Source organism: Bathymodiolus japonicus methanotrophic gill symbiont (genome assembly GCF_019721995.1).
Taxonomy (GTDB): domain Bacteria; phylum Pseudomonadota; class Gammaproteobacteria; order Methylococcales; family Methylomonadaceae; genus Methyloprofundus.
This window is the reverse complement of record NZ_BLYC01000010.1, coordinates 17,488-30,338: the sequence shown is the minus strand read 5'-3', so window position 1 is coordinate 30,338 and position 12,851 is coordinate 17,488. Positions and strand designations below refer to the sequence as shown.

At 43.3% G+C, this 12,851-nt stretch carries 13 protein-coding genes and 1 pseudogene; 9 read left to right on the top strand and 5 right to left on the bottom strand.

The genetic code is table 11. The features are described from left to right. Window positions 1-114 precede the first annotated feature (114 nt). The 4 genes from grpE (at window position 115) to dapB (ending at window position 4,979) form a co-directional block, all read left to right on the top strand. Entirely contained in the window at window positions 115-717 is a 603-nt protein-coding gene (gene grpE / locus K6984_RS14475) for a nucleotide exchange factor GrpE (RefSeq protein WP_221896172.1), read from the top strand. Between the two features lie 201 nt (window positions 718-918). Continuing rightward, window positions 919-2,853 carry a molecular chaperone DnaK gene (gene dnaK / locus K6984_RS14470; protein ID WP_221896171.1) on the top strand — a complete coding sequence of 645 codons (1,935 nt, stop codon included), beginning with the start codon at window positions 919-921 and terminating at the stop codon, window positions 2,851-2,853. A gap of 183 nt (window positions 2,854-3,036) precedes the next feature. Continuing rightward, a complete protein-coding gene (gene dnaJ / locus K6984_RS14465) occupies window positions 3,037-4,173 on the top strand; it encodes a molecular chaperone DnaJ (protein ID WP_221896170.1) in 1,137 nt (378 codons plus the stop codon). A 5-nt stretch (window positions 4,174-4,178) separates the two neighbouring features. Further along, window positions 4,179-4,979 (top strand): 4-hydroxy-tetrahydrodipicolinate reductase, encoded by an 801-nt coding sequence (gene dapB / locus K6984_RS14460; RefSeq protein ID WP_221896169.1) that lies wholly within the window; start codon window positions 4,179-4,181, stop codon window positions 4,977-4,979. A gap of 159 nt (window positions 4,980-5,138) precedes the next feature. On the opposite strand, the gene K6984_RS14455 is transcribed toward dapB, so the two are convergent. Then, the gene (locus K6984_RS14455) at window positions 5,139-5,858 is read right to left on the bottom strand and encodes a phosphate signaling complex PhoU family protein (RefSeq protein WP_221896168.1); all 720 of its coding nucleotides are present in this window, start codon (window positions 5,856-5,858) and stop codon (window positions 5,139-5,141) included. A gap of 133 nt (window positions 5,859-5,991) precedes the next feature. Between K6984_RS14455 and K6984_RS14450 the strand changes: the two genes are divergently transcribed. Beyond that, the gene (locus tag K6984_RS14450) at window positions 5,992-6,132 is read left to right on the top strand and encodes a hypothetical protein (RefSeq protein ID WP_221896167.1); all 141 of its coding nucleotides are present in this window, start codon (window positions 5,992-5,994) and stop codon (window positions 6,130-6,132) included. Window positions 6,133-6,418: 286 nt separating this feature from the next. Here the strand turns inward: K6984_RS14450 and K6984_RS14445 are convergent, their stop codons facing one another. Next, window positions 6,419-7,804 carry a LysM peptidoglycan-binding domain-containing protein gene (locus K6984_RS14445; RefSeq protein WP_221896166.1) on the bottom strand — a complete coding sequence of 462 codons (1,386 nt, stop codon included), beginning with the start codon at window positions 7,802-7,804 and terminating at the stop codon, window positions 6,419-6,421. A 232-nt stretch (window positions 7,805-8,036) separates the two neighbouring features. On the opposite strand from K6984_RS14445, the gene K6984_RS14440 reads away from it, so the two are divergent. Further along, entirely contained in the window at window positions 8,037-8,636 is a 600-nt protein-coding gene (locus K6984_RS14440) for an SRPBCC family protein (protein ID WP_221896165.1), read from the top strand. Window positions 8,637-8,852: 216 nt separating this feature from the next. Here K6984_RS14440 and K6984_RS14435 read toward each other — a convergent pair whose 3' ends face one another. Both K6984_RS14435 and K6984_RS33615 read right to left on the bottom strand, forming a co-directional pair. Then, window positions 8,853-9,062, bottom strand: coding sequence for a hypothetical protein (locus tag K6984_RS14435; protein ID WP_221896164.1), 210 nt, complete (start codon window positions 9,060-9,062; stop codon window positions 8,853-8,855). Window positions 9,063-9,089: 27 nt separating this feature from the next. Then, window positions 9,090-9,218, bottom strand: coding sequence for a hypothetical protein (locus K6984_RS33615; RefSeq protein ID WP_263458596.1), 129 nt, complete (start codon window positions 9,216-9,218; stop codon window positions 9,090-9,092). A 63-nt stretch (window positions 9,219-9,281) separates the two neighbouring features. On the opposite strand from K6984_RS33615, the gene K6984_RS14430 reads away from it, so the two are divergent. Further along, window positions 9,282-10,274, top strand: coding sequence for a YncE family protein (locus tag K6984_RS14430; RefSeq protein WP_230988094.1), 993 nt, complete (start codon window positions 9,282-9,284; stop codon window positions 10,272-10,274). Window positions 10,275-11,185: 911 nt separating this feature from the next. Here the strand turns inward: K6984_RS14430 and K6984_RS14425 are convergent. Beyond that, on the bottom strand, window positions 11,186-11,413 hold the full coding sequence (locus tag K6984_RS14425; protein WP_221896163.1) for a hypothetical protein: 228 nt from the start codon (window positions 11,411-11,413) through the stop codon (window positions 11,186-11,188). Between the two features lie 578 nt (window positions 11,414-11,991). Between K6984_RS14425 and K6984_RS14420 the strand changes: the two are divergent. Then, window positions 11,992-12,291, top strand: a pseudogene (locus tag K6984_RS14420) (IS701 family transposase); the annotation flags it as partial. A 331-nt stretch (window positions 12,292-12,622) separates the two neighbouring features. Then, window positions 12,623-12,808: a hypothetical protein gene (locus K6984_RS14415; RefSeq protein WP_221895029.1), complete on the top strand. Its 186-nt coding sequence runs from the start codon at window positions 12,623-12,625 to the stop codon at window positions 12,806-12,808. Window positions 12,809-12,851 lie beyond the last annotated feature (43 nt).

Genomic DNA, 12,851 nt, shown 5'->3' with positions numbered 1-12,851 from the left:
AAAATAATCGAAAGTATGCTAAAAGCGGGCTAAAGCCACGCCCTATAGCTGTTTTTAACTTATTGAATAATGGTAAATTTTAATGTTATACCCATATTTTCTGGAGCAAATTAAATGAGTAAAGATCAGCCATCCGCAGAGGTTCAATTAGACCGTGAATTGCTTGAAGACGTTCTTGAGCAGGTCGATGAACTTGATAATGAATCAGCAGAGTTAGAAGACGAAATTCAGACGGAGCTTTCCGTTGAAGATTTGCAGAAGAAATTGGCAAAGGCAGAGAGTAAAGCCGCTGAAAACTGGGATAAAGTCTTGCGTATACAGGCAGAAATGGACAATCTTAAAAGACGCACCCAAAAAGACCTGGATAGCGCGCATAAATATGGCCTGGAAAAATTTGCCAAAGAATTGCTCAGCGTCATTGATTCGCTGGAGCTGGGTATCCAGGCGGCTACGAGTGACTCCCCTGAAGTCGTTAAATTAAAGGAAGGTAGCGAACTAACAGTAAAGCAATTTGAATCAGTGTTCGAGAAATTTAATATTGAGGCAATTGACCCACTAGGGCAGCCGTTTGATCCTGAATTCCATCAGGCCATGTCTATGGTGCCAACTGAGGATGCAGAGCCAAATACAGTAATTAATGTATTTCAAAAGGGATATATATTAAATGGTCGCCTGATTCGCCCTGCAATGGCTGTTGTTGCTCAAGCTGTTGCATAAATTCAGCCGTTTTACTGGCGGTGCTGCACCTGCTCTTTACATATTGATGAATAAATGAATGAAGTTTGTGAGTTAAATCAAAGAGTTTAAGGCGACTCTAACTAGTAAAGTTAAATAGGCATTGCACAAGGCTTGAAAAAAAAATTAACAACCACATATCAGACTTAACTTTTAAATATATAAACCTTTTTGGAGCATTCAATGGCTAAAATGATTGGAATTGATTTAGGAACGACCAACTCTTGTGTTGCCGTTCTGGAAAATGGTAAAGCACGAGTTATCGAAAACAGCGAAGGCGCACGTACTACGCCATCAATTATTGCATTTACTAAAGATGATGAAGTTTTGGTAGGTCAGTCTGCAAAACGTCAGGCGGTCACTAATCCGGAAAATACCTTATTTGCTATTAAGCGTTTAATCGGACGTCGCTTTAAAGATGATGTGGTACAAAAAGACATCAAAATGGTGCCTTATAAAATCATCGAAGCAGAAAATGGCGATGCATGGGTAGAGTGTCACGGTAAAAAGATGGCAGCCCCTGAAGTTTCTTCACGTGTGTTGATGAAACTAAAAAAAGATGCGGAAGCCTTTCTAGGCGAAGAAGTTAATGAAGCGGTCATTACCGTACCTGCTTACTTTAATGATTCACAGCGTCAGGCAACTAAAGATGCCGGTCGTGTAGCGGGGCTTGATGTTAAACGTATTATTAATGAGCCAACAGCGGCTGCATTAGCCTTTGGTATGGATCAAGCACCAGGCGATTCGACTATTGCTGTATATGACTTAGGTGGTGGTACTTTTGATATTTCCATTATCGAAATAGCCGAAGTGGAAGGCGAGCACCAGTTTGAAGTATTAGCGACTAATGGTGATACATTTCTGGGTGGTGAAGATTTCGATTTAAGAATTATTGATTACCTGGCAACTGAATTTAAAAAAGACAATGGTATAGACTTACATAATGACCCATTGGCTTTACAACGCTTAAAAGAAGCAGCAGAAAAATCAAAAATTGAATTGTCTTCTGCTGAGCAGACAGATGTGAATCTACCTTATGTGACAGCTGATGCGTCAGGTCCTAAGCACTTAAATGTTAAATTAACCCGTGCTAAATTAGAGTCTCTGGTTGATGACTTAGTCCAGCGTACTAAAGGCCCATGTGAAACAGCATTAAAAGATGCTGGTTTGTCGGCAAAAGACATTAACCATGTCATATTAGTTGGCGGTCAGTCACGTATGCCGAAAGTACAGGAAGTGGTACAAGGCATTTTCGGTAAAGAGCCACGTAAAGATGTAAACCCAGATGAAGCGGTAGCGTTAGGTGCTGCGATTCAGGCGGGTGTTCTAGGTGGTGATGTTAAAGACGTATTATTACTTGATGTAACACCACTGTCTCTGGGTATTGAGACTATGGGTGGCGTGATGACTAAGTTGATCGAGAAAAACACTACGATTCCAACCAATGCATCCCAGGTATTTTCTACTGCTGATGATAATCAAACAGCGGTTACTGTGCATGTTATGCAAGGTGAGCGTGAAGTTGCTGCGGGGAACAAGTCATTAGGACGTTTTGATCTGTCTGATATTCCACCGGCCCGTCGCGGCGTACCACAAATTGAAGTTACTTTTGATATTGATGCCAATGGTATTTTGAATGTTTCTGCCAAAGACAAAGCAACAGGTAAAGAGCAGTCGATTATTATTAAGGCATCGAGTGGCTTATCGGATGATGAAGTTGAACGCATGATAAAAGATGCTGAAGCGCATGCAGAAGAAGATAAGAAGCTAACTGAGCTGGTTTCAGCACGTAATACTGCCGAAAGCATGATCAATGTCACCGAGAAATCAATTGAAGAACTTGGTGAGCAAGTAACTGCTGAAGAAAAAACGGCTATTGATGTGGCTATCGAAGAGCTAAAAGAAACACTGAAAGGTGATGACAAAGAAGCGATCGAAGCGAAAACAACGGCATTAACTGAGTTATCAGGCAAACTAGCTGAGCGTGCTTATGCACAGCAGGCAGGTGCTGAAGGTACGCCAGATATGGGGGGCTCTACAGAGCAGCCAGCAGCAGAGGCTGATGGCAGTGTTGTTGATGCTGAATTTGAAGAAGTAAAAGACGATGATAAGAAATAAGTTGTCATAAACCATTTAAAAAATGGGAGCGCCTCGCCACGGTGAAAAACTGTGACGGGGCGTTGTTGTATCACATAGTAGACTTCGCGTGGCTAGGTAAATGGCTGTGTGCGAAACAAGTGTAAAAGTAATTTCATAGTAACTGGGGTTAAGCCCCGGCAATGATAGGGTGTGGACTGAAAAATGGCAAAAGAAGATTTTTATAAGCTACTGGGTGTAAGTAAAAATGCAAGTGAAACAGAAATAAAGAAAAGCTATCGCAAGATGGCAATGAAATTCCATCCGGATAGAAATAAAGACAAGCCAGAGATTGCTGAGATAAAATTCAAGCAGATTAAAGAGGCGTACGAAATATTATCCGATGCGCAAAAGCGCTCTGCCTATGACCAGTTCGGACATGCCGGTGTCGATAATTCAGTGGGCGGCGGTTTTGGTGGTGGCGCGGAAGGCTTTGGGGATATCTTTGGAGATGTTTTCGGCGATATCTTCGGTGGCGGTGGCGGGGGGCGCCAGCGTAGCAATGTGCAACGCGGTGCCGATTTAGGCTACAACCTGGAACTTACCCTGGAAGAAGCGGTCGCAGGAACCGAAGCTAAAATTAGAGTACCTGTACTAGCCACTTGCGGCGAGTGTAGCGGTTCCGGCGCCAAGAAAGGATCTAGCCCGGTAACTTGTACAACCTGTCAGGGACATGGACAAGTCAGAATGCAGCAAGGTTTCTTTTCTGTGCAGCAAACCTGCCCGACCTGTCACGGTACAGGTCAGCAAATAAAAGATCCTTGTCATAAATGTCATGGACAGGGACGGTTACAAGAAAATAAGACCTTATCAGTCAAGGTTCCCAAAGGTGTTGATAGTGGTGACCGTATTCGCCTCGGTGGAGAAGGGGAAGCCGGAGCACATGGTGGCCCTGCAGGGGACTTATATGTCCAGGTACAGGTAAAAGATCACCCTATTTTTACCCGTGATGGTGAAAATTTGTACTGTGAAGTGCCAATTAGTTTTCCGGTTGCCTGCTTAGGTGGGGAGTTGGAAGTGCCTACCTTAAGTGGCAAAGTTAAATTAAAAATCCCGGCAGAAACCCAGACTGGAAAATTATTCAGGTTGCGTGGCAAAGGTGTTAAACCGGTGCGCGGGGGTGCTGTAGGCGATTTGATGTGTCGTGTGCAAATAGAAACACCAGTACGTCTGACAAAAGAACAAAAAGCACTGATTGAGCAGTTTCGCGAATCACTATCCACAGGTGGCAAGCACCATAGCCCACAAGAGCACTCATGGGTGGATGGCGTAAAAGGTTTTTTTGATAAATTAACAGGGTAATAGCCATGATTAGAGTTGCGGTTGTTGGTGCATCAGGGCGGATGGGCTTATGCCTGATTAAAGCCGCAGAGTTGGCTGAGAAAACTACATTGAGCGCAGCCATATCGCGTAGTGGTAGTGGCAAAGATGCGGGTGATTTAGCGGGTATTAGTGCATTAGGTATTTGTATCCGAGAGGATCTTGCGAGCGTGCTGGATCAGTTTGATGTGTTAATTGATTTCACCCGTCCAGAGCCTTCTATGCAATATATAGAGCTTTGCCGCCAGGCAGGTAAAAAGCTGGTGATTGGCACTACAGGTTATTCTGAAAAGCAAAAAGAACAGATTGCAGCAGCGGCTAAAGATATTGCCATCGTGATCGCACCCAATATGAGTGTTGGCGTGAACCTATCGCTAAAATTGCTGGAAATGACTGCAAAAGTGATGGGCGACACGACCGATATCGAAGTGATCGAAGCGCATCACCGACACAAGGTTGATGCACCATCAGGTACTGCTTTACGTATGGGTGAAGTTATTGCAGATACATTAGGACGTGACCTGAGAGAATGCGCTATCTACGGCCGCGAAGGTGATACGGGAGAGCGCGAGCGGAAAATCATTGGCTTTTCTACTATTCGCGCAGGCGATATAGTCGGCGAGCATACCGTTATGTTTGCGGATGAAGGTGAGCGCTTAGAAATTACCCATAAAGCAACCAGCAGAATGACTTTTGCTAATGGTGCGGTACGCGCCGCAGTCTGGCTGGAAAGTCAGAATAATGGTTTATATGATATGCAGGATGTTTTGGGTTTAAAGGATATTTAGGTACCTAGCAAATACCCCAGTCATCTTACTGGTCTTTTTAATCATCTTCTGCGTTGTGGGAACGGTTATATAGCTGGCTATGCGCCTGTTCCCACGCCTTGAATACAAATAAGCTAGCTGGCTTATTTATTGCCAGTTGCCTTAGTCATTCTAGGATAGCTATTTCACACGATTAATATCTCCACCCACTTTAGCAAAGTGCATTAATGAGGCTATATTCAATGCTCGGTCTGCTATTTTCTCTAAACGGCGTAATGTAAACATAACCGCTTGATATTCGTTAGAAAGCTGAATATCATTACTGATTTTTTTTAACAAGCTCTTTTCAATAATTTTGTAAAATTCATCGTTCTTCTCTTCTTCAATCACAACCGTTTTGTAAAGTTCCGCTACCTCAGATTTATCATCTATAGAAAAAAGAGCTAAAGCACTTTCTACTGAAACTACACAGGTTTTCTGTAAAGGAATGGCATATTCAAGAATAAAATATTGATCAATTTCTTTTGATAAAACATAGGGAAAATCTCGAATAAAAGACCGACTGGTATTAACAGTACGATCTAGTTCATTAGTGATTTTTAAAAAGGCGATTAATTGCCTTAAATCACGAGCCTCTGGAGTGTACAAAGCAAAAACATGAATAATTTGCGTATCAATTTTAGCAATATCCGCCCGCCAATTCTTTTTAGAATAAAACTTTGAGTGGGGAAGCAGCTGGCCATAAATCTGTTCATTGGTTTGGAGGAAATGGCGACCACTATCGACTACACTGATACAGCGTAATAACCCAAGGTGAATAAAGTCGATATCCTTCAACTCTGGGCATGAACGAGCCCACATTGGGGAGTCGCTATTTTTGTGAAAGCTTGTTTTGGGCATCCCAGCCCAAGCAAGCAGCAAAAACTTAACGCGACCACTTATGCCTCCGGCGGCCCCGATTCGTCCTCGTCACCTCGTCCCGACCCAACAAGGGGTCGGAACATAGGCTCCAAATGACTTGACGCCGTGTCGGATGGCCTTTTATTTTGTCTCCACCTTCGCTAACGCTCAGACTCCGACAAAACAACGGCCCTACGGCTATCGCGGACTAAAAATCTTCACTTCGCTAAAGCTCCGTTTCCAGGATTTTCAGCGAAGGATGACGCTCTGCTAACAGGGCACGTTCCATACTTTCATTGCAGTGTTGGTGAATATGTTCAGAGAGTGGTAGGTCTTTAAGCATGGGTGATATCCGTTTATGAGGTGATTAAAACGGAAATTTTTAGAAAATTTTTTTTCGGCAAATGCAAGCTTTATTTGAAATTATTTGTTGTTTTTTTTACGGTGCCTACAGAGTGTCTATTTGCTGTTATAAGTGATTAAAATCAAAAATATGGAAATATTCGAGTGGTGCTACCTTCAGGTAGGTTATAGGCTGCTTTGTTTAGGTACTTCTTCTTTCAATGGGAACACTGATGCATTGCGTGCTGTTTAATGACTAATGTTTGACCTAACGCTAGAGTGGTATTGAGCCCAATCTGATTCCACTGGGCAATATCTTTACTATGTAAGCCCAGTTTTCTAGCAATGCCCCATAAACTATCGCCTGATTTAACTGTATAGCTAGATTTATTGTAAATAGGCATTTTAGCCGTGGCCTGGGTAAACGAGGCCTGAGTCCCCTGGCTACGGGGGACAGGGATAAGCAACTGAGCACCCGCACGAATATTATTATTTGTTAAATGATTAACTTCACGGATGGATCTTATATGGGTTTTATAGTGACGAGCAATCGCCCATAGGTTCTCGCCGGGTTTAATCTGGTGTGTTTGCCATTGTACGCGCTGGGCTACGGGTAGAGCGGCCAGGTTCTTTTTAAATAGTTCGGCATTTGCGATTGGAATCAATAGACGGTGAGGGCCTTTTGGGGGGGTATAGCCGCGACTCAGTCCTGGGTTTAGATGTAATAATTGCTTAACTGTGGTGTTAGACAATTGCGCAGCTTTTGCCAGTTCAAGCTGAGAACCTATATTAATTGCCATAAAGGCGGGCTCATGCGTCTGGGTTTTTAAGCTGATACCATAATGATCTGCATGAGCGAAAATTTTTGCCAATGCAAGTAGACGCGGCACGTAATTTCTGGTTTCTTTAGGTAATTTCAGCGACCAAAAGTCGGATGCCTTGTTTTGGGAGGCATTGCGCTTGACTGCTCTGCCGACGGTTCCCATGCCGGCATTATATGAAGCAAGGGCGAGTAGCCAGTCATTATTAAAAATACCGCCCAGTTTTTTCAGGTAACTAGTTGCTGCATCGGTAGAGGCATAGACATCGCGCCGGCCATCGTACCACCAGTTTTGATCCAGGCCATACAGTCTTCCAGTAGAAGGTATAAACTGCCACAAGCCTGATGCCCGTGCCCGCGAATAGGCATGTGCTTTAAATCCACTTTCTACCGCAGGAAGCAAGGCGAACTCACCCGGCAAGCCCTTTTCTTCTATCTGTTTAATAATATTATATAAGTAAGGTTGCGCCCGTGTCTGAATGGTTGCTATATATTCTGGACGAGCCAGATACCAGTCCAGCTGTTTTTGAATTAGAGCATCATCAACTTCAGGAATGGCAAACAGGGAAATTAGATATTGCCAGCTATCATTGGTCTGGGCAAAGTTGCGTTTAGCTCGAATTGATGCGGCAGGCAAGTCTAGCCCGGCTTGTTGTGCCAGTTCACTAAGAGACTTATTTTGTTGCTTATTTTCTACCTGATTGGGATTTTTGAGGCTACAACCCTGGATAAAAAGCAGCATCAAAAAAAACAAAATGGAAAAACGTCTATTAATTTCTTGCATAATAAAAAATGAGCGTTAGACTTTAATTTATAATTACACTGTATTGTACTGTATTCTATGGGGATTTAACACTCAGAATATGTGCAAAAAAACTTATTTAGGAAACTTAAATCAGTAAAAAATAGTAAATTTATAGCCGTTAATTGTCTGAGGCGTTATTTTTGATTTTAGCATTCAACAAATTACCTTATAATAAGCAACTCATTTTTACGTCACACAATTAGGATTAAATATGAAAAAAATTTCTTTACTTGCATTATTCTTGTTTTTATTTAGTGCGATTTCTTTTGCACATGGCCCTGTTAGAGGAAAAATGACAGCAAAAGTTGCAATTGATGCGCCTGCTGAAGAAGTCTGGGACGTAATTAAAAACTTTGATGATATGTCCTGGCACCCAGGAATTAAAAGCACTGATGGAAAGGGTGGTAATGAAAAAGGTGCTACGCGTGTTTTAACACTACCTGGTGGTGGCACAATCACAGAATTTCTGAAAAAGTATGATGATAAGAAAATGTCATATACTTATAAGATCACTGACATGAGTATTGTAAAAACAATTCAGCACTCAGGTCAGGATGAAGACGTGCCAGTTCTTGCTGTTGATAATTACCAGGGTAAGTTGACAGTTAAGAAAAAAGGTAGCGGCTCTGAAGTAATTTGGGTCGCAACGTATTATCGAGGTTATATGAACAATAATCCACCGGTAGAATTAAACGAAGAAACAGCGGATAAGCAAGTAACGGCAGTATTAAAAGAAGGCTTAACAAGCTTGTTAAATAAATTTGAGCCTGCCGCTTCACCAGAAACGATTACATTTGAAATGAAAAGATAAGCTTCTTTTTAGTTGTTCGTCTAGGCAGTACTTGAAAGTGGGTCACAATGTACGCCTCTAGTCTACTTAGCTGGTATGACAATTAGATAGATAGTACCTGTTCGTTATTGAGAGGGACTAAGGGGAGGTTTATACTTCGCGTGGACACGACTGCGGATTTCTAACGACTGAGTTTTTGTCGATAGCGGCGTTGCTAAAACACTTGCGTAGCCAGTTTTAGCGCCTTGCCCTCGACAAAATCAGTGCACTATAAATTCTGCATCCGTGACCGCGCGAAGTATAGTAAAAACGCCACTCAGTCCCCCGCTGAAAATCAGGGAAACGTAGCCTAAGCGAAGTGATGATTTTTAGTCCGCGATAGCCGTAGGGCCGTTGTTTTGTCGGAGTCTGAGCGTTAGCGAAGGTGGAGACAAAATAAAAGGCCATCCGACACGGCGTCAAGTCATTTGGAGCCTATGTTCCGACCCCTTGTTGGGTCGGGACGAGGTGACGAGGACGAATCGGGGCCGCCGGAGGCATAAGTGGTCGCGTTAAGTTTTTGCTGCTTGCTTGGGCTGGGATGCCCAAAACAAGCTTTCGCAAAAATAGCGACTCCCCGATTTTCATAAGAGGGTGTGCACTACTTTCTTAATCGTCCAAGAGCGCATGCTTGCAAAACAAAATCAACGTCAGCATTATATGCCATTCAAATACACCTTCCAGATAATATATGTACTTTTGTTACTTACTAATAGTTCTTTTCTATTAGCGCAGCCCTATGCATTTATCACGAATCAATTAGATAACAGCATTGCGGTAGTTGATGTCGCGACTAATCAGGTCATTAAAACCATTGCCGTTGTTGGTAAACCTGTGGGTGTGGCAGTTAATCATCGATTAGGCAAGGTTTATATTAGCACCCCTGAAGGTGATGGCTTTGCTGTGATAGATGCGCAAAGTTTGCAACAAACAAACCATGTAACAGTCGGTGGTGCATCGGTTGGTATAGCTGTTAGCCCAGATGGGCAGCGTATTTTTGTTGCTGACTGGTATGAAAACAGTGTATCGATTTTTAATAGCGCTGATCTAGAACTAATCAAAAAACTAATAGTTGGCAAATCACCATCAGGTCTGGTAGTCAGCCCTGATAATCGCTGGCTATATGTTGCCAACCGCATGGATGACACATTATCTCAAATTGATTTACGCAGCTTTAAAATTAGAAATACGACTAAAGTTGGCGCTCACCCTTTTGGCATCATCCTGGATAAAAAAGGCGAGTACATTTATAGCGCGAATGTAGAAAGTAATGATGTCTCTGTTTTAAGTGCGCAAAATTTAAAACGCATCTCGCGCATTAAAGTGGGTGGTCGACCTTATGCACTCGCTTTAGCATTAAATGAAAAATTATTATTTGTTACCAACCAGGATGACAATACTGTTTCTGTTATTGATACGCAGACATTAAAAGAAATCAGCCAGATAGAAGTGGGCGAAAAACCGGAAGGCATAAGTACACACTCTGATGACCGCCATGTTTATATTGCTAACTGGTTCGATGGCACTGTCACAGTGATTGATGCTCAAACATTGAGCGTAGTAGAAACGATAGAAACAGGTGATGGTAGTCGTGCATTTGGTGATTTTATCAGTAAATAACCCTAAGAATAACTTGCGGCTTTAGCCCGCGAATACTTTAGGGTTGCGGATTAAATAATGCCTAAAACCTGTAGGATGTGCTGAGGCACGAAGCGCATCCTATAAAATATATAGTTTCAGATATTAATAAACTGAAGTTTCTTAGAAATTCATCAAGGAACCATTCGCAATAAAACGGCTACCACCGAATTTACAGGGGAGCTGCTGTATTTGGGGCAAACCCTTTCAAAATGTCCGGATCACAAAGCCGTTCGGCAATGATGCGGCGGATATCTGAAAAGGTGAAACTGGCTCGCCCCTTCACTTTGTGCCGACGTTCCGGACGGTTTTTAAACGATCGCGTAAATCCACGTCGCGTTGTTGCCATTCATACAGAAGTTTCAAATGGTTGGTCACTGCCTGCGCATTTCGACACTGACTTTTCTGACTCCCTATGTCTTGCTTGAGCTCTTTGACCCGGATTCGATTTTCCATCCGCGCACATTGGGTTTTCTTTTTCTGGACGATGACAGTACATTATTGCACCTTAACCTAGAGGAGAAATATTAAACCGGGCTTCCGATAGCTTTGTTAAACAGGCTTCCATAGGCCATTGTTGCCAAGCCAGCTATCAGGACTGTCAAATATTCGGAGCGGTGGAAAAATGTTCTTGCAATTGCAATCAGCCATTGAGGCGCCGAGTCATCTGGTCTGGAAAGGAACGACTTCCCCTCTTACGTGGCGGTTTCTTTTTTTGCCTGAAATTGTTTTTTAAGGGTAGATAAAATCGGAAATCTAAAAAATAGGCACGCCCAGCGAACCTTTGACCTGTTTCAAGCAACCCTACCGATACAATATTTTGTGCCCAGGATACGAGTTTTCAAGGATAGTTTTCGCCTAAATTTATTAAGCCGCTCATCAGTCCTTCAGGATTAATGAAAACTGCCCCTGTAGCATCCCAGTTTCTGGTTGAGCCAGACCATCTGGAAAGGTTTTTCTTTTTTCTTTGGAGATATAATTTTATCTTCGCACGCTGTCAGCCCGGACGGGCTGAAGTCTCGAAGGCGCAGGGAAATTTGCCAATTCCGAAGTGCGCGATAGCGCGCGAGGGAGGATAAAATTTTATCCCCGAATAGCCGTAGAGCCATTTGGGTAGCCATGATGAGCTGCTTTGTGCTCAGTCTGTGGCGGACCGCAGGTGGGCTGGAGCATCTCCGATTCGCTGCGGTAGGTGAACGGAATTATGGCGACAGGGTCCAGAATTTCGTGAGGTAGCATGGCGCGCCTGGAAAATAGCGACTCCCCGAGCCTGTCGGTTTTCTTTTATATGCGGATCCAGCCTTAAAGCAGTGGGATAAGAAGAAAAACGGTTGAAAAAGAGCGTATAGCAAAAAAAATATAGGCCTATTAGCCTGAAACGTGACAGTGCCTACCCGACCAAAACAGAGATTGCATTAGGCTTATAAAAGAGTTTAAGTGAGCATAGCCTGATTAAAATTAAGGGCGTACTCGTGATGCGATGTATGGTGAAACAAGCCTCTAGGGCGAAGCCGCTAAAGAAATGGAGGCTCGCAGGTGATTAGCCAATTACGTAAAACCAAAAAATTGAATATAGAGGTAGAATAAGGTCCGTCGAGAGTACTTTAATTCGATTAACAAAGGCATTGATCAGATAATACGTGTACGTGGCGGAAAAGAGATTAAAGTGACTGTCAGCAGTGCACGATTAAAGGTGAGTTCACACAGTAAAAAACGCTTTGTCATTGCCTTAAAATATGACGGTGAAAACGACTATCGCTATTTAGTGGCGACAGACCTGACTTGGCGCACACAAGATATTATTCAAGCCTATACGTTGAGATGGCTGATTGAGGTTTTCTTTGAGGACTGGAAGCTTTATGAAGGATGGGGGCGTGAGGCCAAACAATTAGATGAAGAGGGATCAAGCCGTGGCCTGATTCTGAGTCTTTTGTTTGACCATTGCCTTCTCCTTCACCCAGAGCAAATAGCCCGCATTGAAAGCAAACTACCTGCGTATGCGGGGAGTCGCTATTTTTGCGAAAGCTTGTTTTGGGCATCCCAGCCCAAGCAAGCGGCAAAAACTTAACGCGACCACTAATGCCTTCGGCGCCCCAGACGTCCTGCGTACGTGCCACTTCGCCATTACCATCGTAAACTCGGTGCTGGCTTCGTAACACTCCCTCAAATGACTGGACGGCGTTTCGGAATGCCTTTTATTTTGTCTACACCTACGCTAGCGCTACGATTTCGACAAAACAACGGCCCTACGCCTTCTGGGGACTACCAGCCCTCGCTTTCGCTCTCCATGGCTGGCAGCGACCGTAGGAAGCTTACAGCGCAAGTCTCAAATGGATGTACTGCTTGAGTTCATCACGTCATTGCTAGAGTTTCCAGATCCTGGTGATAAGCTGAAAGAGTTAGGTGAATTAATAAAGGATGTGTTTCAACTGATGCCATCAGGAAAACATATGATTGGCAGAGATTTAGGGCGCTTAGGGCCAACAGCATCATTAAAGTATTGTTCTGCTGGGTGAAGGTAAGAGTTTGATGGCAATGGGATGGAAAAACTTGAACATC